The sequence below is a fragment of the Bradyrhizobium oropedii genome (assembly GCF_020889685.1).
Lineage (GTDB): Bacteria > Pseudomonadota > Alphaproteobacteria > Rhizobiales > Xanthobacteraceae > Bradyrhizobium > Bradyrhizobium oropedii.
Genome location: NZ_JACMYO010000144.1, coordinates 1 through 21,976 on the forward strand (window position 1 = coordinate 1; position 21,976 = coordinate 21,976).

The 21,976-nt window shown below is 64.7% G+C and carries 17 protein-coding genes and 2 pseudogenes; 5 read left to right on the forward strand and 14 right to left on the reverse strand.

Features of this window, described 5'->3' with window-relative positions:
* Positions 1-56: 56 nt before the first annotated feature.
* The 8 genes and pseudogenes from H8A95_RS30945 to ltnD all read right to left on the reverse strand — a co-directional run bounded on the left by H8A95_RS30945 (position 57) and on the right by ltnD (position 11,573).
* Positions 57-1,259 (reverse strand): efflux RND transporter periplasmic adaptor subunit, encoded by a 1,203-nt coding sequence (locus H8A95_RS30945; protein WP_229186627.1) that lies wholly within the window; start codon positions 1,257-1,259, stop codon positions 57-59.
* Positions 1,246-2,421 (reverse strand): annotated as a pseudogene (locus H8A95_RS43895) (efflux RND transporter permease subunit); the annotation flags it as partial. The gene H8A95_RS30945 and the pseudogene H8A95_RS43895, both read right to left, overlap by 14 nt.
* Positions 2,422-2,552: 131 nt before the next feature.
* A pseudogene (locus tag H8A95_RS43900) lies at positions 2,553-4,424 on the reverse strand (efflux RND transporter permease subunit); the annotation flags it as partial.
* Positions 4,425-4,812: 388 nt separating this feature from the next.
* Positions 4,813-6,519 carry a methyl-accepting chemotaxis protein gene (locus tag H8A95_RS30955; RefSeq protein ID WP_229186628.1) on the reverse strand — a complete coding sequence of 569 codons (1,707 nt, stop codon included), beginning with the start codon at positions 6,517-6,519 and terminating at the stop codon, positions 4,813-4,815.
* 190 nt (positions 6,520-6,709) lie between these two features.
* Positions 6,710-8,401, reverse strand: coding sequence for a methyl-accepting chemotaxis protein (locus tag H8A95_RS30960; protein WP_229186629.1), 1,692 nt, complete (start codon positions 8,399-8,401; stop codon positions 6,710-6,712).
* Positions 8,402-8,580: 179 nt separating this feature from the next.
* The gene (otnK, locus tag H8A95_RS30965) at positions 8,581-9,870 is read right to left on the reverse strand and encodes a 3-oxo-tetronate kinase (protein ID WP_229186630.1); all 1,290 of its coding nucleotides are present in this window, start codon (positions 9,868-9,870) and stop codon (positions 8,581-8,583) included.
* Positions 9,867-10,649, reverse strand: coding sequence for a 2-oxo-tetronate isomerase (otnI, locus tag H8A95_RS30970; protein ID WP_229186631.1), 783 nt, complete (start codon positions 10,647-10,649; stop codon positions 9,867-9,869). Before otnI ends, otnK begins: the two co-directional genes overlap by 4 nt.
* Positions 10,650-10,661: 12 nt before the next feature.
* On the reverse strand, positions 10,662-11,573 hold the full coding sequence (ltnD, locus tag H8A95_RS30975; RefSeq protein WP_229186632.1) for an L-threonate dehydrogenase: 912 nt from the start codon (positions 11,571-11,573) through the stop codon (positions 10,662-10,664).
* Positions 11,574-11,743: 170 nt separating this feature from the next.
* On the opposite strand from ltnD, the gene otnC reads away from it, so the two are divergent.
* Positions 11,744-12,400 carry a 3-oxo-tetronate 4-phosphate decarboxylase gene (otnC, locus tag H8A95_RS30980; RefSeq protein ID WP_229186633.1) on the forward strand — a complete coding sequence of 219 codons (657 nt, stop codon included), beginning with the start codon at positions 11,744-11,746 and terminating at the stop codon, positions 12,398-12,400.
* 33 nt (positions 12,401-12,433) lie between these two features.
* Positions 12,434-12,709, forward strand: a complete 276-nt coding sequence (locus H8A95_RS30985) for a hypothetical protein (RefSeq protein ID WP_229186634.1) — start codon at positions 12,434-12,436, stop codon at positions 12,707-12,709.
* 210 nt (positions 12,710-12,919) lie between these two features.
* On the opposite strand, the gene H8A95_RS30990 is transcribed toward H8A95_RS30985, so the two are convergent.
* The 6 genes from H8A95_RS30990 to H8A95_RS31015 form a co-directional block, all read right to left on the reverse strand.
* Positions 12,920-13,624, reverse strand: a complete 705-nt coding sequence (locus H8A95_RS30990) for an ABC transporter ATP-binding protein (protein ID WP_229186635.1) — start codon at positions 13,622-13,624, stop codon at positions 12,920-12,922.
* A complete protein-coding gene (locus tag H8A95_RS30995) occupies positions 13,608-14,354 on the reverse strand; it encodes an ABC transporter ATP-binding protein (RefSeq protein WP_229186636.1) in 747 nt (248 codons plus the stop codon). Before H8A95_RS30995 ends, H8A95_RS30990 begins: the two co-directional genes overlap by 17 nt.
* The gene (locus H8A95_RS31000) at positions 14,351-15,328 is read right to left on the reverse strand and encodes a branched-chain amino acid ABC transporter permease (RefSeq protein ID WP_229186637.1); all 978 of its coding nucleotides are present in this window, start codon (positions 15,326-15,328) and stop codon (positions 14,351-14,353) included. The genes H8A95_RS30995 and H8A95_RS31000 overlap by 4 nt, the downstream gene beginning before the upstream one ends.
* Positions 15,328-16,206 (reverse strand): branched-chain amino acid ABC transporter permease, encoded by an 879-nt coding sequence (locus tag H8A95_RS31005; protein ID WP_338027993.1) that lies wholly within the window; start codon positions 16,204-16,206, stop codon positions 15,328-15,330. The genes H8A95_RS31000 and H8A95_RS31005 overlap by 1 nt, the downstream gene beginning before the upstream one ends.
* 130 nt (positions 16,207-16,336) lie before the next feature.
* The gene (locus tag H8A95_RS31010) at positions 16,337-17,584 is read right to left on the reverse strand and encodes an ABC transporter substrate-binding protein (protein WP_229186638.1); all 1,248 of its coding nucleotides are present in this window, start codon (positions 17,582-17,584) and stop codon (positions 16,337-16,339) included.
* An 85-nt stretch (positions 17,585-17,669) separates the two neighbouring features.
* On the reverse strand, positions 17,670-18,488 hold the full coding sequence (locus H8A95_RS31015; RefSeq protein WP_229186639.1) for a putative hydro-lyase: 819 nt from the start codon (positions 18,486-18,488) through the stop codon (positions 17,670-17,672).
* A 120-nt stretch (positions 18,489-18,608) separates the two neighbouring features.
* On the opposite strand from H8A95_RS31015, the gene H8A95_RS31020 reads away from it, so the two are divergent.
* The 3 genes from H8A95_RS31020 (at position 18,609) to H8A95_RS31030 (ending at position 21,867) form a co-directional block, all read left to right on the forward strand.
* Positions 18,609-19,526: a LysR family transcriptional regulator gene (locus H8A95_RS31020; protein WP_229186640.1), complete on the forward strand. Its 918-nt coding sequence runs from the start codon at positions 18,609-18,611 to the stop codon at positions 19,524-19,526.
* A 146-nt stretch (positions 19,527-19,672) separates the two neighbouring features.
* Positions 19,673-20,923: a Zn-dependent hydrolase gene (locus tag H8A95_RS31025; protein WP_229186641.1), complete on the forward strand. Its 1,251-nt coding sequence runs from the start codon at positions 19,673-19,675 to the stop codon at positions 20,921-20,923.
* A 32-nt stretch (positions 20,924-20,955) separates the two neighbouring features.
* Positions 20,956-21,867 (forward strand): NAD(P)-dependent oxidoreductase, encoded by a 912-nt coding sequence (locus H8A95_RS31030; RefSeq protein ID WP_229186642.1) that lies wholly within the window; start codon positions 20,956-20,958, stop codon positions 21,865-21,867.
* The last annotated feature ends 109 nt before the right edge of the window (positions 21,868-21,976 follow it).

The following is a 21,976-nucleotide window of genomic DNA, read 5'->3' on the forward strand; positions in this document are numbered from 1 at the left end:
CGATCCGACCTCTCCCCGCAAGCGGGGCGAGGTAAGAGGCGAAGGCGCCTTGCGCCCTACCCCTTCACATCCTGCTTCTCGGACGCCGTCGTCGGCTTGCCCTTGGCGCCGGCGCCGGTGACGCGGACATGATCGCCGTCGGCGAGGCCATCCGGCGGGGCGGTGATGATGCGGTCGTCGGGAGCAAGGCCCGAGGCGATCTCGATCTCCTTGCCGAGGTCGCGGCCGATCTTCACGGTCTTGAACAGCACCTTGTCGTCAGGGCCGACGGTCGCGACCCGCAGGCCGCTGCTGTTGAAGATCAGCGCGCTGGCGGGAATGCTGAGCGGCGTGGACTCGCGCTGCAAGTTCAGCTTCACGCTGGCATAGCTGCCCGGCATCAATTCGCCGGAGGAATTGTCGAGCCCGAGTTGCATCCGCGTGGTGCCGGAGGCGACATCGACCGCCTGCGAAGAGGCTTCCACCGTCGCCTGGAAAGTACGGTTCGGGTAATCCGGCAGCACCAGCGTCGCCTTGGCGCCGATCTTGATCGCCGGAACGTAGTTCTGCGGCACGTTGACATAGACGCGCAGCTTGGTGATGTCGGAGATCGTGAACATCGCCGGGCCCGAGCCGCCGCCGGCATTGATCAGCGCGCCGACGTCGGTGTCGCGCGAGGTCACCACGCCATCGAACGGCGCTGTGATCTTCTTGTAACCGGCGAGCGCTTCCAGCCGCTCGACATTGGCCTGACCGGCCTTGACCGCACCGTTCTTGTTGGAGAGGTCGGCTGTGCGCTCGTCGATCTCCTGCGCGGACACGAAGTTCGAGGCAACCAGCGTCTTGCGCCGGCTCAGCGTGGCCTCCGAGAGCTTGGCTGAGGCCTGGGCGCTGGCGAGATCGGCGCGCGCCTGCAGCAACTGCTGGTCGAGGTCGGGCGCCTCGATCTCGGCGATCACCTGGCCGGCTTTGACGCGAGCGCCGATATCGGCGTCCCAAGTCTTGAGATAGCCAGACACGCGGGCGAAGATCGGCGCGCGGGAGTACGCCTCGAGCCGGCCGGGCAGATCGATCGTGGGGCTCAGCGCCTTGGCGTTAGGCAGCGCCACCGCGACGGTCGGAACGGCCTGGTCGTCGGTCCATTCCTTGAGCCTGTTGTCCTGCTCCTCACGGGCGCGGATGCCGGTACCGACAATCAGTCCCGCGCCGACCAGTGCAACCACGCCGAATATGCCCAATCTCCGGCCGGACACCGGTGGGCGCTGTTCAGTGGGCTGCATGCGGAATCTCCGATGAGGCGGCGGCTTTGGCGCCTTGCTTCTTGTGTACCATACTGAATACCACGGGAACAAACATCAGCGTCGCCGTTGTGGCGAAGATCAGGCCGCCGATCACGGCCCGACCGAGCGGAGCGTTTTGCTCGCCGCCCTCGCCCAGCCCCAGCGCCATCGGCGCCATGCCGATGATCATCGCGAGCGCCGTCATCAGCACCGGGCGGAACCGGACGAAGCCGGCCTCCAGCGCCGCCGCGACGGGATCGCCGAGTTCCTCATAGCGCTCGCGGGCGAAACTGATCACGAGCACGCTGTTGGCGGTCGCGACGCCCATGCACATGATGGCGCCGGTCAGCGCCGGCACCGACAGCGTGGTCTGGGTCGTGAACAGCATCCAGACGATGCCGGCAAGTGCTGCGGGCAGCGCCGTGATGATCACGAACGGATCCGACCAGGACTGGAAGTTCACCACGATCAAGAAATAGATCAGCACGACCGCGCCGAGCAGGCCGAACAACAGACCGGTGAAGGCCGAGTTCATGGTCTGCACCTGGCCGAGCAGCACCACGGACGAGCCCTTCGGCACTTCCTTGGCGGTGTCTGCGATCAGCTGGCGCACGTCGGTCGCAACGCCGCCGAGATCGCGCCCTTGCGTCGTCGCGTAGATCTGCACCAGCGACTGGATGTCGTATTGAGACACCACCGCGCTCGAGGTCGCGCGCTTGATGTCGGCGATGCCGCCGAGGATCGGCGCCTGTGTGTTGCCGGTCGCGGTGATCGGCAGGGTCTGCAGCGCACTCAGCGAGTCGATCTGGTATTGCGGCGTCTGCATCACGATCGAATAGGACACGCCGTTATCGGGATTGAGGTAGTAGGTCGGCGCGACCTGCGAGGAGCCTGCGAGGTTGACGACCAGCGAGTTGGTGACGTCGCGCTCGGTCAGGCCGACATATTGCGCGCGGGTACGGTCGACATCGATGTTGAAGGTCGGGTTGTTCGGCGACTGCTGGATCCGTGCGTCGGCAATGCCGGGGATGCGCTTGATCTTGGCCAGCAGCCTGTTGGCATAGGCGAAGTTAGCCTCGATATTGGCGCCGCGGATCTGCAGGTCGATCGGCGCCGCGCGCCGAAGTTCAGAATCTGGCTGACGATGTCGGCCGGCAGGAACGAGAAGCTGGTGCCCGGAAACAGCCGCGGCAGCTGCTCGCGCAGCGTGCGCACATGCTCTGCAGTCGGCTTGTGGCCGTCCTTCAACCTGATCTGGATGTCGGCGTCCTGCGGACCTATCACGCCGGTGTTGTTGTAGGTCATGTTGATGCTGGAGATCGGCATGCCGATGTTGTCAGTCATAGTCTCGATCTCGCCGGGGATCAGCTTGCGGACCGCCTTCTGGACATCGGCCATCTGATTGGCGGTTTCCTCGACGCGGGTGCCGACCTGGGTGCGGACATGCATCAGGATGTTGCCGGCGTCGACCGCAGGGAAGAAGTTGCGGCCGAGGAACGGCACCAGCAGGAACGACGTCGCCACCACCGCGAGGAAGCCGGCGACGAACACCTTGCGATGGCCGAGCGCCATCTCGAGCAGGCCGCGATAGCCGCCGCGGACGCGCTCGAAGCCCGCCTCGAAGCCGCGCTGGAACCAGACCAGGGGATTGCGCGATTTCGGCGGCCCATCCTCGTGATGCACATGCGGCTGCAAGAGATATTTCGCCATCGTCGGCACCAGGGTGCGCGACAGGATGAACGACCAGATCATCGCGAACATGACAGCTTCGGCCATCGGCACGAACAGGAAGCGCGCGACGCCGGTCAGGAAGAACATCGGCACGAACACGATGCAGATACAGAGCAGCGAGACGAAGGCCGGCGTCACGATCTGGTTGGCGCCGTCGAGGATCGACTGCTCGACCGGCTTGCCCTGCTCCAGATGGTAGTTGATGTTCTCGATCGTCACCGTGGCGTCGTCGACCAGGATGCCGACCGCGAGCGCAAGGCCGCCGAGCGTCATGATGTTCAGCGTCTCGCCGATCGCCGACAGCATGATGATGGCGCCAAGCACCGACAGCGGGATCGACACCGCGATGATGACGGTGGAGCGCCAGCTGCCGAGGAACAACAGGATCATCACGCTGGTCAAGAGCGCCGCGATCACGCCCTCGACGGCGACGCCGGTGATCGCGCCGCGGACGAACACCGACTGGTCGCCGATGAAGCCGATCTTCAGCGCGTCCGGCAGCTGGTCCTTGACCTCGATCACCTTCTGCTTGATGCCGGCGATGATATCGAGCGTCGAGATCGCGCCGGCCTTCAGCACCATCATCAACACCGAGCGGTTGCCGTCGACATGGACGATGTTGGTCTGCGGCGGGTTGCCGTCGCGCACGGTGGCGACGTCGCGCACATAGACCATCGCGCCGTTGACCTGCTTGATCGGCAGGTCGCCGAGCTCTTCCATCTTGAGCGGCGAGTTGTTGAGATTGATGGTGTATTCGAAGCTGCCGATCTTCTGGGTGCCGACCGGCGTGATCAGGTTCTGCGCGGCGAGCGCGTTGGCGACGTCCTGCCCCGACAGCCCCCGCGCCTGCAGCGCGGTCGAATTGAGGTCGATCTGGACCTGGCGCTGCTTGCCGCCGAACGGATACGGGATTGCGACGCCGGGCACGGTGACCAGCGGCGTGCGCAGCTGGTTGATGCCGATATCGGCGAGGTTCTGCTCGGTCAGGCCATCGCCGGACAGCGCGACCTGGATGATCGGAACCGTCGAGGCGCTGTAATTCAGGATCAGCGGCGGCGTCGATCCCGGTGGCAACTGCTTGAGCAGGGTCTGCGAGATCGCGGTGACCTGCGCGTTGGCGGTGCGGATGTCGACGTTGGGCTGGAAGAAGATCTTGACGATGCCAAAGCCGTTATAGGAATTGGCGACGATGTGCTCGATGTCGTTGACCGTCGTGGTCAGCGTGCGCTCGAACGGCGTCGTGATACGCCCGGACATCTGGTCCGGCGGCAGGCCGGTGTATTGCCAGGCCACACCGATCACGGGGATGCGGATTTCAGGAAAGATGTCGGTCGGCGTGCGCAGTGCCGCCAGCGGTCCGATGATCAGCAGCAGGATCGCGAGCACAACAAAAGTATATGGCCGGCTCAGCGCGATACGAACCAGTGCGATCATAAAACCAACATTCCCGAAATGAAGCCTGCCCAGGCAGAGGAATCGACGTTGCAAAAGCCGTTCCGCAGCGGCCGATTTACCCGATGCCGGGCAAAACGCCAACCTGCGGAGCCACGGTCGCCTTCACTTCCTTGGCATAGCGCGGTGAAGCGGCGCGCTTCGATCAACCGTGTCGGACGCAGTGCTGCCGATCGCGCTCATGTTGTCGTCAAAAGAGACAGCCCTGCTCCGAAACCAAGCTGGCCGAGTACGCCGTTTCCGCCGCCAGAAGGCTAACGCATCGCTGCCCTGCGAAAATGCAAAGCGTGGTGAGCCGGCCGGCCCACCACGCTGGGGTTGGTTGCCCTGAGAACCATGCCGGCAGCCCGGCCCGCCTGATGGCGCCGGATCAGGCGGCGCGGACCGCGTTGAGGAACTTGCCGACCTCGAGCTTGAGGCGGCTGCTGTCGCCCGAGAGCGACTGTGCCGCCGACAGCACCTGGGTCGAAGCCGAACCGGTCTCGTTGGCGCCGTGCTGTACATCGGTAATGTTGGCCGAGACCTGCTGGGTGCCCTGCGCCGCCTGCTGCACGTTTCGGGATATTTCCTGCGTCGCCGCGCCCTGCTCCTCGATCGCGGCAGCAATGGCGGACGAGATCTCCGACAGCCGCTCGATGGTCGAGCCGATGGCGCGGATCGCGTTCACAGAGTCGTTGGTCGCGGCCTGGATGCCGGAAACCTGCTGGCCGATCTCCCCGGTCGCCTTCGCGGTCTGCTCTGCGAGCGCCTTCACCTCGGAAGCAACCACCGCGAAGCCACGTCCGGCCTCGCCGGCACGTGCCGCCTCGATGGTCGCGTTCAGTGCCAGCAGATTGGTCTGGCCGGCGATGGTATTGATCAGCTCGACCACGTCGCCGATCCGCGCGGCGGCCTTCGACAGCTCCCCGACCCGGTCATTGGTGGCACGGGCCTGGCTGACGGCATCGCCCGCCATCCGCGCGGACTCCTGCACCTGCCGGCTGATCTCGTTGACCGAGGATGACAGTTCCTCGGTCGCCGACGCCACCGACTGGACGTTGGTGGTGGCTTCCTCCGAAGCGGCGGCGACGGTCGTCGCAAGGTTCTGCGAGCGCTCGGCGGTCGAGGTCAGTGTGGTCGCGGACGCTTCGAGCTCGTTCGAGGCGGAGGCGACGGTTTCGACGATCTCGCCGACCGCGCGCTCAAAGCCATCGGCCAGCTGAAGCATGTCGGTGCGGCGCTGGGCGGCGGCGCGCGCCTCCATTTCCTTCTGCTCGCGCTCCATCCGGACCTTGGCAAGGCCGTTGTCCTTGAAGACAAGCGCGGTCTTGGCGACGTCGCCGACCTCGTCGCGGCGATCGGTGCCGTGCACCGCGATCTCATAGTGGCCGTTGGCAAGCTGCTGCAACAGCTCGACGGCGGCACGGATCGGCTTCGCGACACCGTATTGTCCGACGACGAAGCCAAACAGCAACCCGAGCAGGACGCCGGAAGCGGCCAGCATGACCAGCAGCTCCGAGGTCGACGTGTATTCCTGCTCGTTGGCCTTCACGTTGTCCCTGACCCGCTCATCCTGACGGTCGGCGACCGCCCGAACTCTGGCCTGAAGCTCTTCTGCGGCCGCACGGCTCTTCATCGCGACATCGCGCAGCTTCTCGGCGGAATGGGTCAGGTCGACGGCCTTGGCGCCCTCGACCGCATCAAGCGTCTGCTTCAGCTGGGCCTGATAGGCCGACAGCGCCGATCGCACGGCGGGCAGCAGCGCGATGGTTTGCGGGTCGTGCGTCTGGCTGATCGTGGCGAGGCGCTCCTCGAGCGACTTGAACTGCTCGTCGATCAGGGATCGTGCCGCGAGTCGGTTCTCGTCGCGGGGATCAAGCGCACTGCGGAACTCGGCGCGATTGATCGCGAGCACGTTCTGGTTCGCGCGCGCCGACAGCAATGCCCGCTCCGCGGCCCGCGCCGTGACGACGCTGCGCTCGCTCAGCGACTTCAGCGAGGAGATCCCGAGATAGGCGAGCATGCCGGCAATGATCGAGAGACCGCCCACAATCGCCAGTATCTTCGTAAGAATGCGGAATCTCGCCAGGAACATCATCCGTTGCCTCGTTTGGATTGAATTTCGCGATTCTGTGCGGGTGGTCGCTTCGCGCCGCAACAAGTTACCGCGCGCGGAACTACGGTTCGTTAATCATGCCTTCCGTGGAACTACCGAGCGGCGCATCCACGCAAAAAAATGCCCGGCCTGTCGACCGGGCATTGTTCGATGGTCAGAGATTCGGCCGGCGTCAGGCCGCGCGGACGGCCTCGAGGAACTTGCCGACTTCGAGCTTGAGGCGGTTGCTGTCACCCGAGAGCGACTGTGCTGCCGACAGTACCTGGCTCGAAGCCGAGCCGGTTTCGTTGGCGCCGTGCTGCACGTCGGTGATGTTGGCCGAGACCTGCTGGGTGCCCTGCGCCGCCTGCTGCACGTTGCGGGAAATCTCCTGCGTCGCCGCGCCCTGCTCCTCGACCGCGGCGGCAATGGTGGACGAGATCTCCGACAGCTTCTCGATGGTCGACGAGATCTCCTTGATCGCACCGACCGACTCCTGGGTCGCGGTCTGGATGCCGGCGATCTGCTGGCCGATCTCGCCGGTCGCCTTGGCGGTCTGCTCGGCAAGGGCCTTCACCTCGGAAGCCACGACCGCGAAGCCGCGGCCGGCTTCACCGGCGCGCGCCGCCTCGATGGTGGCGTTCAGCGCCAGCAGATTGGTCTGGCCGGCAATCGTGTTGATCAGTTCGACGACATCGCCGATGCGCGCGGCCGCCTTCGACAGCTCGCTGACGCGATCGTTGGTGGTGCGCGCCTGGCCGACGGCGTCGCCGGCCATCCGCGCCGACTCCTGCACCTGACGGCTGATCTCGGTCACCGACGACGACAGCTCTTCGGTCGCCGACGCCACCGACTGGACGTTGGTCGAGGCCTCTTCGGACGCAGCAGCAACCGAAGTGGTGAGTTCCTGCGAACGCCTGGCGGTCGACGACAGCGTGCTAGCGGAAGCTTCAAGCTGGGTCGAGGCCGACGACACGGTCTGCACGATCTCGCCGATCATCTGCTCGAAATTGCGGGTGATGGTATCGACCCGACGGCCGCGCTCGATCTTGGCCTCGGCGTCGGCCGCCGCGGCTTCATCAGCCGCCTTCTTGGCGACCAGAGCTTCCTTGAACACCTGCAGCGCATCGGCCATGGCGCCGATCTCGGTCTTCTCGCCCTGGTGCGGCACCTGCGCAGTCAGGTCGCCGCGACCCAGCGCCTGCATCGGGCTCACGATCGAGGCGATGCCGGCCGAAATGTCGCGAACCGTGTAGAGGCTGACGCCGACACTGATCAGGATCGCAATGCCGAGGATCGCGGCCACCATCATCAGCGCCGAGCCGTAATTGCTGGCGGCTTCCTGCGCGGCCTTGTCGGCACCGACGTTGTTGAGCTCGATGTCCTTGTTCAGGATCTCATCCGCCTCGAGACCGATCTTGTTCACGACCTTGGTGTTGAGCTCGTGCGCTTCATGCGGAAGCTTGCCGGCTTCCTTGCGCGAGATCGCCATCACCTCTTCGGTGCCCTTGCGGTACTTGTCCCAGGTTTCCGACCACTGCTGGTACAGCACCCGCTCCTCCGGGGAGGTAATCATCGGCTCGTATTTGGCGCGGGCCTTGGTGTTCATCTCGACGACGCTGGCGAGCGTCTTTTCGGCGGCCAGCTTCTCCTCGAGCGTTTCCGAGAGCATGTGCTCGCGGATCACGTTGCGATAGGTGATGACCCCGGCGCGCAGCTCGCCGAGCACGCGCACGCTGGGCAACCAGTTGGTCGTGATGTCGACCGTGCTGGTATTGATCGCCCGCATGTTCCATACGGCGAGCAGGCCCATGCCCGTCAGCGCGACAAGCAGGAACGCAACCGCGGCAATGATCTTGGCGCGGATCGAGAATTTTGCGAACATTGTGGGGTCTCTTGGGTGCCGGGCTCGCGAGGCCCGTTCGTGCGGAAAAAAGACTGATGGCGCGGCGGTGCGCCGCAGATATCAAAGCCAGCCCCGCTCCTTAAGTAGGGTTAATTTGGCTCCCCGTTGAACTACGGAGATGCCCTGTCACGTCGGTGACATGATGCGCGACAGCCGCATCAAGGCATCAATGCCAGTGCATCCGAGAAGAACTCCGGCCCGCCGAAATTGCCTGATTTCAAGGCAAGCACCATTTCGCCTTTTCCCGCGCCGACCGCGCGCAGAACCGGCACACCAGCAGCGATTTCCACACCGACCAGGAATCCCGGAATACCCAGGCGATCGACGACGGCGCCCGACGTTTCACCACCCGCGACCACCAGCCTGTGCACACCCGACCGCACCAGACCCTCGGCGAGGTCGGCCATTGCCTGCTCGATCGCATGTCCGGCTGCATCGCGGCCATGACGGGATTGCAGAGCAGCCACCTCCTCCGGAGTCGAACTGCTGGCGATCAGGATTGGACCCGTGCCGAGCCGCTCTTTGGCCCAGGCGAGCGCGCGCTGCGCCTCGTCCCTGCCGGCGATCACCCGCTCGGGGTCGAGGTGCAGGACCGGCATCACCTTCTCGGCGCTGGCGATCTGGCGCAAGGTTGCCTGTGAGCAACTGCCGGCGAGGCAGGCGGCCGGCCCGCCGATCGCAACGCTGGTCACAGCACTCACGGCAGCCGATTTGGCCTTGCTCGCGGCGACCAGCGCCCGCGCCAATCCAAGCCCTATGCCGGAGGCACCGACCGAGAGACGGTGATCCAGCGCCACCTGCCCGATGGTCTCGAGATCGCGATCGAACACCGCGTCGATGATGGCGGCGCCGACGCCGCTACTCACGAGGTCGGCGAGCTTCGCCCGAACGGCATCGGCGCCGCGGGCGAGTGTCGCGAGATCGACCAGGCCAACCCTGGTCTTGCTCTGGCGCGCGAGCACCCGGACCAGATTGGAATCATGCATCGGGTTGAGCGGGTGGTCCTTCAGCGGACTCTCGTTCAGCGGCACTGGGCCGACGAACAGATTGCCCTGATAGACGGTGCGGCCGGTTTCCGGGAACGCCGGCGTCACCAGCACGATGCTGTCTTTGGAGTCCGCGCGCAGCGCGTCCATCACCGGACCGATATTGCCGGCATCGGTGGAATCGAAGGTCGAGCAGATCTTGAACAGGATGTGAGAAGCGCCGCGGCCGCGCAGCCAGGTCTCCGCCGCGCGCGAGCGCGTCACGGCCAAGCTCGCCTCGATCGAGCGGCTCTTCAGCGACACCACGACGGCATCGACGTCGGGGAGCGCAAGATCGTCAGCCGGCACGCCGATGGTCTGCACCGTGCGCAGGCCGGCGCGGGTCAGCGTGTTTGCGAGGTCGGAGGCGCCGGTATAGTCGTCGGCGATACAGCCAAGCGACAGTTTCGCAGCTGATGTCACGGCTTCACCCCGGCATAAGGCTTGAACCAGGCAAGACCCTCGGTGGTCCTGCCGCGCGGATTGTATTCGCAGCCGACGAAGCCGCCATAGCCGAGCCGGTCGAGCTCGCCGAACAGGAACGGATAGTTCAGCTCCTCGCCGTCAGGCTCGTTACGCGAGGGGATCGAGGCGATCTGGATGTGGCCGATCACAGGCATCATCTCGCGCAGCCGCATCGTGACGTCGCCATGGATGATCTGGCAGTGATAGATGTCGAACTGCAGCTTGAGGTTCGGAATCCCGAGTTCGTTGATCACGTCGCGCGCGAAGATGAAGTCGTTGAGGAAATAGCCGGGCACGTTGCGCGGATTGATCGGCTCGATCACGACGTCAAGCCCGTGCGGCGCGAAGAACTCGGCGGCATGCGCGACCGATTTGCGAAACGCTGCCACCGCTTTGGCATCGCGGCGGTCGGCGATCCCGGCCATCAGATGCACCCGCTTGACGCCGGTCGCATCCACATAGGGCAGCGCGGTCTTCAGGCTCGCCTGCAAATCGGCGAAACGATCCGGCAACGCAGCGAACCCCTTCTCGCCGGCGTTCCAGTCGCCCGGCGGCAGATTGAACAGCGCCTGCGTCAGCCCGGCGCCCTTCAGCCGCTTGCCGACCTCCGCTGCCGGATGGTCGTAGGGAAACAGGAATTCGACCGCGGTGAAGCCCGCCTTCGCCGCCGCCTCGAAGCGGTCGAGGAACGGGACCTCGTTGAACATCATGGTGAGATTGGCGGCAAAGCGGGGCATGGCGGGATCCTCTTATTTCGCGCCGGGAAGCTTGGTGCCGGTGACCTGCGCATACATCCGCGCCACCGATGCATCGTCGTCGCGGCCCATGCCGGCCGCCGACGTCATCAGGAACATCTGCAACGCTGCGGCCGAGACCGGCACCGGGAAGCGCGCATTGCGCGCCATGTCCTGGATGATGCCGAGGTCCTTGACGAAAATCTCCACCGCGCTGCGGGGCGCATAATCGCCGTCGAGCACATGCGGCATGCGGTTCTCGAACATCCAGGAATTGCCGGCGGAGGCCGTGATCACCTCATAGACCTTCTTGATGTCGAGGCCCTGCTTGGCGGCAAACGCGATCGCCTCTGAGGCGGCCGCGATGTGCACGCCGGCCAGCAGCTGATTGATCATCTTGAACGCGGCGCCCTGCCCTGCCGCATCGCCGAGTTCGTAGAGTTTTGCCGCCATCGCATCCAGCGCCGGCCGCGCCTTCGCGAACGCCGCCGCGCTGCCGGAAGCCAAAATCGTCAGCTCGCCCTGCGCCGCGCGTTGCGCGCCGCCGGAAATCGGCGCGTCGAGATAATGCCGGCCGGTCGCCTCGAGCTGTTTTGCGAGGCGTCGCGCGATATCGGGATCCATGGTCGCCGAGGAAATGAAAACCGCGTCCTTGGCCAGGGTCTCGGCGACGCCGTCCTTGCCGAACAGGATGTCTTCGGTCTGCGCCGCATTGACGACGACGCTGACGACGATATCCGCGCTCCGTGAGGCCTCGGCCGGCGTTTTCGCGCCCTTGCCGCCGTCGACCACGAAGCGTGCGACGGCATCGGCCGAAACGTCGCAGCCGGTCACAGTGAAGCCGGCGCGCCTGAGCGAGGTCGCCATGCCATATCCCATCGAGCCCAGCCCGATGACGGCGACGTGTGGTGTTGCGGAACTGGACATGCGGCGATCCCTGAACATTTTTAGTTGTTTGAGCGTTTTCGGAAAACCAGCCTTCAACCTTCCCGATCTTGCTCGTTGCTGCTTGCCTATCACGGCTTGGCCGTGCTGCCAAAGCATGAGACAAAGCTGAAAACGGATAGCGCCAAAGAAGACGCCGAGAGCGAAACCGGATGAGCGAGACAAAGCTTCGTGAGGATATCTGCCGGTTCGGCCGCTCGCTGTTCGAGCGCGGGCTGACGCCGGGCTCCTCGGGCAATATCAGCGTCCGACTCGATGACGGCGGCTGGCTGGTGACGCCGACCAACGCCTCGCTCGGCTTCCTCGATCCGGCGAAAATGTCGCGGCTTGACGGCAATGGCCGGCTGATCTCAGGCGATGCCCCGACCAAGGAAGTGCCGCTGCACACGGCGCTCTACCAGACGCGCAGCAGCGCCGGCGCCGTGGTGCACCTGCACTCGACCCATTCAGTCGCGCTCTCGATGCTGCCCGAAATCGATCCCCGCGCCGCGCTGCCGGCGATGACGGCATATTATGTGATGAAGTGCGGCCAGACCGCCCTGGTGCCCTATTATCGCCCCGGCGACCCTGCCGTTGCCGACGCGATCAAGGGGCTGGCCGGCAAATATTCGTCAGTGCTGCTCGCCAATCATGGGCCGGTGGTGTCGGGCGACACGCTGGAAGCGGCGGTGTTTGCGACCGAGGAGCTGGAAGAGACCGCCAAACTCTATCTGCTGCTGCGCGGGCTGAACCCGCGCTATCTCTCGCCCGAACAGGTGGCGGATTTGACCAGGACGTTCGGGCTCGTGCTGCCGGATCACTCTCATTAGATCAAGCGGAGGATCGATATGCGGAAGACAGTCATGATGAGGTTCACAGGCTTGGCATTCGCAGTTCCGTTCGTCGTCGGGCTGGCGGGATCGGCCGCACGGACCGAAGAGACCTTGCAGGGCATGCTGGCAACCCAGCTGCGCGCGCAGGGCTATCCCTGCGACAAGCCACTCAAGGCCGAAAGGGACGACAAGCTCTCGAAGCCCGACAACGAGGCCTGGACGCTCACATGCAGCAACGCGACCTATCGCGTGAGCCGCGTGCCGGACCTCGCGGCAAAGGTCGAAAAGATCGACGAGAGCAAGTAGGCTGCCTGGCTGGATTCACAGCCCGCATGAGCGCCGCGATATGTCGCGCGCCACACATACCGCCGTCATCCTGAGGTGCGAGCTCGGCGGCGCGCTTGCGCCGCGGGGCGAGCCTCGAAGGATGGGCCGCACACTCGCCCGCGGCCATCCTTCGAGGCTCGCTCCGCTCGCACCTCAGGATGACGATTGCGTGCGCGGAGATACTTGCCGCTACAGCCCAAGATACGCTTTGCGCACGTCGGGATTGCCGCTGATCTCGGCCGCGGTGCCCTGCATCAGCACGCGGCCGGTTTGCAGGATGTAGGCGCGATCGGCGATTTCGAGGCACTCGGCCATGCGCTGCTCGACGATCAGGACCGTCATGCCGGCGTCGCGGATCCGCTTCACGGCCTGGAAGATCTCGTCGACGAGTTTCGGCATGATGCCCTGTGACGGTTCGTCGAGCATCAAGAGGCGCGGCCGCGTCATCAGCGCGCGGCCGATCGCGAGCATCTGCTGCTCGCCGCCGGACAACGTCTCGGCACGCTGCTCGAGCCGCTCGCCCAGTCGCGGGAACAAGTTGAATACCAGATCGAGCGGCGCATCGCGGTCGGACTTGCTGCGATAGAGGTAACTGCCCAGACGCAGATTGTCGCGCACCGAGAGCCGCGGAAACAGCCGGCGGTTCTCCGGCACGAAGGCGATGCCGCCGGCCGTGATGACGTGTTGCGGCTGGCCGTCAATCCGCTTGTCATCAAAGGTGACGCTGCCCGAACGCGGGCGCTCGGCGCCGGCGATCGATTTCAGCAATGTCGACTTGCCAGCGCCGTTGGCGCCGGCGACGCAGACGATCTCGCCCTTGGTGACGTCGATCGACACCGAGGAGATCGCGACCAGGCCCTGATAGGCGGTGGTGACTTCACGCACCGACAGCATGACGATCCCCGAGATAGGCAGAAATGACTTCCGGATTGCGGACGACTTCGGTCGGCTTGCCCTCGACCAGCACCTTGCCGAGATTGAGCACAATGGCGCGGTCGACCAGCGGCATCACGATTTCCATCACATGCTCGACCATCAGCACGGTGACGCCGGTGGCGCGCACCTTGCGCACCAACTCGACGCCGGTCTGCGCCTCGACAGGCGTTAACCCGGTCAGGACTTCGTCGAGCAGCAGCAGCTTCGGCTCCGTCGCCAGCGCACGCGCGACCTCGAGCCGGCGCTTCTCCGACGGGACAAGATCGGCGGCGAGCTTGTCGGCGCGCGCGGCAAGGCCACAGAACTCCAGCACCTCGTAAGCCTTCTGCCGCGCGATGCGCATCTTGGTGTTGCGGATCAGTGCGCCGACGATGACGTTGTCGATCACCGTCATGGTCTCGAAACTCTTGACCACCTGGAAGGTACGCCCGACGCCGCGCTGGCAGCGCTCGGCTGCCGGCAGCCGCGTGACGTCCTCGCCGTCGAAGATAATCGAGCCCTGGGTCGGCGGCAGCACGCCCGCGATCAGATTGAACAGCGTCGATTTGCCGGCGCCGTTCGGGCCGATCAGGCCGACGATCTCGCCGCGCCCGACCGAGATCGAGACGTCGCTGTTGGCGACGAGGCCGCCGAAGCGTTGCCAGACGCCTCGGGTTTCCAAGAGCGGGGTTTCAAGCAGCGCCGTCATCGCGCAGCCTCCTTGCGCCACGAGAACACGCTGACCAGACCGCGCGGCAGCGCCAGCGAGATCACGACGATCAGCGTGCCGTAGACGATGAGGTCGACGCCGCGACCGGAGCCGCCGATGAAGGAGCGCGTCAACTCGGTGAGCGGGATCAGGATCACCGCGCCAAGTACCGGGCCCCACAGCGTGCCGACGCCGCCGAGCACCGCGGGCAGCGCCATCAAGAGCGAGAACTGGAAACCCATCACGCTCTCAGGATCGATATAGGACACGAACTGGGCGTAGAAGCTGCCGCCCACCGCGACCAAGAACGCCGAGACCGCCGCCGCGCCCATCTTGGAGTTGAACACGACCACGCCGAGGCTTTCGGCGGCATCGGGATTGTCTTTCACCGCGCGCCACCAATAGCCCCATTTGGAATCTTCCAGCCACCAGGTGACGAGCCAGGCGATGCAGGCCAGCGCCAGCGCGAAATAGAAGTACGGCAGCTTGGAGCGTGCGAACTGGAATTTCAGCCAGCTGTCGCCGCGCACCGGGATATCGATGCCGAGCGCCGCGCCCGCCCAGTCCCAGTTCTGGATCAGAAGCAGCGCGATCTCGGCGATCACGATGGTCGCGATCACGAAGTAATGCCCGCGCAGGCGGAAGCAGGGATAGCCGAGCGCCATCGCGATCACCGCGGAGATCGCCCCGCCCGCCAGCATGCCGAACCACGGCAGCACGCCGAACTTGGTGAACAACAGCGCGGTTGTGTAGGCCCCGAGCCCGAAATACAGCGCATGGCCGAGCGAGATCTGCCCGCAATAGCCGGACAGGATGTTCCAGCTCTGCGACAGCGCCGCATACATCAAGGTCAGCACCATGATGTTCTGGACATAGACGTCCTTGACGAACAGCGGCACCAGGGCGGCGATCACCGCCAGGCAACCAGCGACGATCAGGTCACGCCTGCGGCGTTGGGCGAAGTGGGTGTCCATCACATCGATCCGAACAGGCCACGCGGGCGGATGAAGACGACCAGGAGATAGACGGCATAGATACCGACCGATTTCAGCGACGGCGGCAGGATCAGCGCGGTGGTGGCCTCCACCAGGCCGACGATGATGCCGCCGGCAAAGGCGCCGAACACGCTGCCGAAGCCGCCGAGCGCCACGGTGACGTAGGCGATCAGGGCAAAGGACGCGCCGACATCGGGGTAGACGTAGAAGAAGATCGCCATGATGGCGCCGGCAAGTCCGACCAGCGCCGCGCCGAGGCCCCAGCCGAGCGCGAACACCCGGTTCTTGTCGATGCCGACCAGCGCCACCGCACCGGCGTCCTCACGCGTCGCCTCCAGCGCACGGCCGAAATCGGTGCGATTGATGAAGAAGTAGAGCGCGACGAAGGCTGCGATCGAGAGCAGCGCGCCGATCAGCTGCGGCTCCGGCAGATAGATGCCGGCGATCGACACCGTCTTGCCGCCGACCCAGGAGTTGGTGACGCTGCGGTAGTCGGGCGTGAAGAAGAACTGGGCGAGGCCCCGCATCACGATCGCAAGGCCGAAGGTCGAGAAGATCTGCACCATGCCGGCATTGGCCTTGGCCCGCATCGCGAAGCGGACGATCAACAGATAGACCACCGCGCCGAACACGAACAGCGCCGCGGCGACCAGCGGCGCCGCGAGCAAGGGATCGATCGCGAAGAACGCGAACAGGAAGAATGTCACGTACATCGCGATCATCAGGAATTCGCCGTGCGCGAAGTTCACGACGTCCATCAATCCGAAGATCAATGCGAGGCCTGCGGCGATCAGTCCGTAGAGCAGCCCCATCAACAGGCCGCTCGCCAAACTCTGGATAATGGTCTCGGCTGTCACCGCCGTCTGCCCCCTCTAGAGCGCGTTCGAGCGAAGCGGATGCCGGCTCGCAAATGGAAAACGCGTCAAAACAACAATCCAGAGCTCCGTTCCGATTCAATCGGAACGGAAGGCTCTGTCGCCCGACCGATCAGCTGTTCATCGGCCAGATCGCCTCGGAAACGGCGGCCTGTTCGGGGAAGATCGTCACGAAATTCTTCGCGCTGTATTGCAACAGCACCGGATCGGCGAAGTTGTTCTGCCCCATCTCGTCGAACTTGACGCGCCGCCACGGCATGATGGTCACATCGCCCGGCATGTCGGTGGCGACCAATGCCTCGCGGATTTTTTCGCCATCGGTCGACTTGGCGCGGTTGATGGCGTCCGCCATCACGATCAGGCCCATGAACTGGCGCGACGAATAGTCGTTGAAGTCCTTGCCGGACTTGGCGCGATACATCTCGTTGATCAGGCCGACCATCGGCCGCTTCTGTGCTAGGTCGAGCGAGAAGCTGCCGCGCGAGATCACGCCCTCGAGCTTGTCGCCGACCGCGTCATAGGTCGCCTTTTCCGAGAAGCCGGCATCCTGCGCCATGATGTTCTTCGGCTTGTAGCCGAGCTCCGCCATGGTCTTGACCAGCAGGATCGCGTCGGTGGTGTAGCTCGACGGCATCAGCACGTCGGCATTCGCCGCCTTGAGCTGCTGCACCTCGGCGGTCAGCGACGGCGAGTTAGCGCGATACTTGATGTCGCTGACGATCTTGTAGCCGCGCTCGCCGGCGAGCTTGATCTGGGCATTCGCCGAATCGGTGCCGAAGATGGTGTCCTCGTGGAACAGCGCCAGCGTCTCGATCTTCTGGCCCTTCTTCTTCATCGCATCGAAGAAGTCGAACATCGCGGTCGAGAACATCTCGTCATGCGGCGAGGCGCGGAAATAGTATTTCAGGCCACGGCGATGCAGGCTCGGCGAGGAATTGTCGGCCGAGATGAACGGCACGCCGTAGCGCTCGCAGGTCTGGCTGACGGTGACGGCAACCGCGCTCTGATAGGTGCCGACGACGGCGCAGACCTTCTCCTGGGTGATCAGGCGCTCGGTCTCGGCGCGGCCCTTCTGCGGGTCGGCCTGGTGGTCGGCGAACACCAGCTTGACTTTCGCACCGCCGAGGCCGGACAGGCCCTCGCCCTTGGCGAGCGGCAGCGCGAAATCGTAATTCTTGTTGATGATGTCGGCCGCAGTGTTGAAGGCATGCTGCGCGTCGACGCCGATCGCGGCGCTGGAGCCGGACAGCGGATAGATCACGCCGATTGCCACTTCACTCGTCTGCGCGCGCGCGGCCATCGGACCGAGCGCGGCGGCGGCAGTGGCACCCAGCAATACGTTACGGCGAGAGATCGTCATCGAAATTTCCCCTTCAGCTTTGTTCTTATCGATGTGACGCTTGTAGCGCGCAGTAAAGCCTCAATGAATTGCACGAATTGCCTATTCAGAGCACAGCGAGCTGCTTGTTCCGGAGGTCGGTCACCAGCATCAGGCCCGGCGCATGCGTGATCGCGAACGGCAGCTTCGCACTTGCGATCACCGATTGCGGCGTCACGCCGCAGGCCCAGAACACCGGGATCTCGTCATCGGCGACCGGTACCGGATCGCCATAGTCGGGCTTGGCGATATCCTTGATGCCGATCGCGTGCGGATGGCCGAGATGGACCGGCGCGCCATGCACCGACGGGAAGCGCGAGGTAATCTGCACCGCGCGGATCGCATCCGCCGGCTTGAACGGGCGCATCGACACCACCATGGGTCCCGCGAACGGCCCCGACGGGCTGCACGCGATGTTGGTCCGGTACATTGGCACACGCAGGTTGCGTTCGATGTGACGGATCGGCAGCCCGTCATCGAGCAGCGCCTCCTCGAACGAGTAGGAGCAGCCGAGCACGAAGGTGACGAGATCGTCGCGCCAGTATTTGGTGATGTCGGTCGGCTCGTCGGCCACCTCGCCGTCGCGCCAGACCCGGTAACGCGGCACATCGGTGCGGATGTCGAGATCGAGGCCGAGCGCGGGAATCCGCGGATCGCCGACGTCGGACATGCCGATGATCGGGCACGGTTTCGGATTGAGCTGGCAGAACCGGTGGAAGGCGCCGGCGAGTTTCTCCGGCAGGATCGCGAGATTGCCTTGGACGAAACCGTTGGCGAGGCCGGCGGTCGTGGCCGAGGCCATGCCGTCACGACAGGCGCGGCGCGCTTCAACGCTCGCCAGCACCTGTTCCCCCTGAGATCGCTGCACTGCCGCAAAAACAGTCATGGGATTCTCCTGCCCATAATCTCGACAAGGACAAACCAACACCAAGCGTGATATAATGTCTAATAGTCCTTTCTAATCAAAATCGATAAACCAAATTTATCGATCGGGAGAATGCTTCCAATGACGGACTTCCGCTCGATCGAAACATTTCTCTGGGTCGTCAAGCTCGGCAGCTTCCGCGGCGCCGCCCAGCGGCTCAACACCACCCAGCCGGCGATCTCCCAGCGCATTGCCCAGCTCGAGCGCGAGATGGGCGTCAAGCTGCTGAACCGCGACCACCGGGTCGCCTCGCCGACGCCGAGCGGGCGGCTGATGATGATCTATGCCGAGAAGCTGATCGGCCTGCGCTCGGAGATGATGGCCGAAGTCGGCGACCGCTCGGCGATGCGCGGGGCACTGCGGCTCGGTGTCGCGGAGACCATCGTGCACACCTGGCTGCCGCGACTGGTTAAGAGCGTCAACGAGATCTACCCGAACCTGTCGCTCGAGATCGAGGTCGACATCACGCCCAATCTGACGCAACGGCTGCTGGCGCAGGAGATCGAGCTCGCCTTCGTGCTCGGGCCGATCTCGGCCTCCGGCGCCCACAACCATGTGCTGTGCGATTACCCGATCGGCTTCCTGGCGAGCCCGCAGCTCGGCCTCGGCGAAGGCCCGGTGGCGCGGCAGGATCTGGCGCGATTTCCGATCATCACCTTTCCGCGCAAGACGCAGCCCTATGAGACCGTGCGCGCATTGTTCAATGCACCCGATCTGCCGCCGATCCGGCTGCACGCCTCGACGTCGCTCGCAACCGTGATCCACATGGCCAATGAGGGACTTGGCATCGCGGTGATCCCGTCGGCGATCGTCGAGAACGAGCTGGCCGACGGGCGCTTGCAATTGCTCGATACCGACCTCAAGCTGCCGCCCCTCACCTTCACCGCGAGCTGGCTCGCCTCGCCCGATGCGGTCGCCATCGAGCGTGTCGCCAATCTCGCCAGGCAGATCGCACAGGCGAGCGTGGTGGTTGACGACGCGAGAACGGCGCGTCATTGAACGATTACCGGAGATGAACTGTCATTCCGGGGCGATGCGCCAGCATCGAACCCGGAATCTCGAGATTCCCCGGTGCGCAATTGCGCACCTGCGGTCTGGTCCTTCGGACCATCCCGGAATGACCGAATACAAAATGGAATGTCAGCATGAGCCGAGCCGCAACCAACCTGCAGATCGATTCCGCCCGCCTCTGGGGCAGCATCCACGAAACCGCAAAGTACGGCGCAACCCAGAAGGGTGGCGTGCGGCGGCTGACGCTGAGCGCCGAGGACAAACAGGTGCGCGACTGGTTCCGCAAGGCGTGCGAGGACGCCGGCCTCGAGGTGCAGGTCGATGCGCTCGGCTCGATGTTCGGGTTGCGGAAAGGACGGGACATGTCGAAGCCGCCGATCGGCGTCGGCTCGCATCTCGACACCCAGCCGACCGGCGGCAAATATGACGGCATCCTCGGCACACTGGCCGGGCTCGAACTGGTGCGCACGCTCAACGATGCCGGCATCGAGACCGAACTGCCGATCTGCATCTGCAACTGGACCAATGAAGAAGGCTCGCGCTTTGCGCCGGCGATGATGGCCTCCGCCGCTTATGTCGGCGATTTCACCACCGACGACATCTTGTCGCGCAAGGACGCCGAAGGCGTCACCGTGGCGCAGGCGCTGGATTCGATCGGCTATCGCGGCGATGCCCCGGTCGGCCGCCAGAAGTTCTCAGGCTTCGTCGAACTGCATATCGAGCAGGGTCCGATCCTGGAGGCCGAGGGCAAGACCATCGGCGTGGTCGATTCCGGCCAGGGCGTGCTGTGGTACGACGGCAAGATCACAGGCTTCGAAAGCCATGCCGGATCGACCCCGATGCCGCTGCGCCGCGATGCGCTGGCAACGCTGTCGGAGATCGTGCTGGCGATGGAAAGCATTGCGAAGAAGCATGGCCCGAAGGCGGTCGGCACCATCGGCGAGGCCGTGATCGCCGCACCCTCGCGCAACGTCATCCCCGGCGAAATCGCCTTCACCGTGGATTGCCGCAGCGCCGATGCAGGGATCATGGATGCGCTCGATCGCGACCTGCGCACGGCTGTTGCCGAGATCGCAGCGCGGCGGAAAGTCGAGGTCCAGCTTGACCTGGTCTGGCGCAAGGCGCCGACGCATTTCGACCCCAAGCTGGTCGACGCGGTCGAGAACGCGGCCAAGCAGCTCGGCTACTCGCATCGCCGCATCACCTCCGGCGCCGGCCACGACGCCTGCAACCTCAACACGGTGATGCCGGCGGCGATGGTGTTCGTGCCCTGCAAGGACGGCATCAGCCACAACGAGCTGGAAGATGCCACGCAGCCCGATTGCGCTGCCGGCGCCAACGTCCTGTTGCATACGGTGCTGGCGCTCGCCGGCGTCGCGTCCTGAACATCATTTCTCCTCATCGGATGGAGGCTTTCGTGCGCGCAGTGTTTGTCGACGCCAATGAATCGCTCGCTGTCATCACGGAGCGATTGGAAAAGCCGGGCGATCCCAAAATGCGGATCAACCGCAACCCGGACATCAAGTCCGAGGATTATCCGGCAGTGCTCGACGGCGCCGAGATCGCGGTGGTCGATCACACCGCGTTGCCGACCGATGTCGCCAAGAAGTGCGCCGGCCTGAAGCACGTCGTGTTCCTCGGCACCGGCGCGCGCAGCTACATGAACCCGGAGGAGCTCGCCGAGCTCGGCATCTCCGTGCACCTGATCAAGGGCTATGGCGACACCGCGGTCGCGGAGTCCGCGATCGCGCTGATGTGGTCGTCGGCGCGGGTGATCGCGCAGATGGACCGCGAGATGCGCGCCGGCAACTGGCTGCGCGAGGACGGCATGCAGCTCACCGGCAAGACGCTCGGCCTGGTCGGCTTCGGCGGCATCGCCGCCGAGGTCGCCCGCATCGCGCTCGGCAGCGGCATGAAGGTGATCGCCTGGAACCGGTCGCCCAAGAGCCATCCGGGCGTCGAATTCACCGAGCTCGACACGGTGCTCGCGAACAGCGACGTGGTCTCGATCCATCTGTTGCTGAACGACGAGACCCGCGGCCTGATCACGCGCGACAAGATCGCCAGGATGAAAAAGGGCGTGGTGCTGATCAACACCGCCCGCGGCGCCATCGTCGACGAGCAGGCGATGATCGACGCGCTCAACTCCGGCCACATCCGCCACGCCGGCCTCGACGTCTACAACATCGAGCCGCTGCCGAAGGATCATCCGCTGACCAAGATCCCGAACGTGACGCTGTCGGCGCACTCCGCCTTCCGCACGCCCGAGGCGAGCGAGAATCTGATCCACGCGGCATGGGAGCATTGCCGACGGATCGTGAAGGGGTAATTTCACCGTCGTCCCGGCCAAGCGGAGCGCGAGCCGGGACCCAACCACAGTCCTGCGTTAGCGCGAAGGCTGTGGCCACAGCGTGTCTCAACAACCAAACCCTGTGGTT

Coding starts and splice junctions, on each gene's coding strand:
- H8A95_RS30955 (WP_229186628.1), bottom strand. CDS start 6,519: ATGATGTTCCTGGCGAGATTCCGCATTCTTACGAAGATACTGGCGATT.
- H8A95_RS31010 (WP_229186638.1), bottom strand. CDS start 17,584: ATGACGATCTCTCGCCGTAACGTATTGCTGGGTGCCACTGCCGCCGCC.
- H8A95_RS30995 (WP_229186636.1), bottom strand. CDS start 14,354: ATGACGGCGCTGCTTGAAACCCCGCTCTTGGAAACCCGAGGCGTCTGG.
- H8A95_RS31015 (WP_229186639.1), bottom strand. CDS start 18,488: ATGACTGTTTTTGCGGCAGTGCAGCGATCTCAGGGGGAACAGGTGCTG.
- otnC (WP_229186633.1), top strand. CDS start 11,744: ATGAGCGAGACAAAGCTTCGTGAGGATATCTGCCGGTTCGGCCGCTCG.
- H8A95_RS30960 (WP_229186629.1), bottom strand. CDS start 8,401: ATGTTCGCAAAATTCTCGATCCGCGCCAAGATCATTGCCGCGGTTGCG.
- H8A95_RS31025 (WP_229186641.1), top strand. CDS start 19,673: ATGAGCCGAGCCGCAACCAACCTGCAGATCGATTCCGCCCGCCTCTGG.
- H8A95_RS31020 (WP_229186640.1), top strand. CDS start 18,609: ATGACGGACTTCCGCTCGATCGAAACATTTCTCTGGGTCGTCAAGCTC.
- H8A95_RS30985 (WP_229186634.1), top strand. CDS start 12,434: ATGATGAGGTTCACAGGCTTGGCATTCGCAGTTCCGTTCGTCGTCGGG.
- otnI (WP_229186631.1), bottom strand. CDS start 10,649: ATGCCCCGCTTTGCCGCCAATCTCACCATGATGTTCAACGAGGTCCCG.
- H8A95_RS30945 (WP_229186627.1), bottom strand. CDS start 1,259: ATGCAGCCCACTGAACAGCGCCCACCGGTGTCCGGCCGGAGATTGGGC.
- H8A95_RS31000 (WP_229186637.1), bottom strand. CDS start 15,328: ATGGACACCCACTTCGCCCAACGCCGCAGGCGTGACCTGATCGTCGCT.
- ltnD (WP_229186632.1), bottom strand. CDS start 11,573: ATGTCCAGTTCCGCAACACCACACGTCGCCGTCATCGGGCTGGGCTCG.
- H8A95_RS30990 (WP_229186635.1), bottom strand. CDS start 13,624: ATGCTGTCGGTGCGTGAAGTCACCACCGCCTATCAGGGCCTGGTCGCG.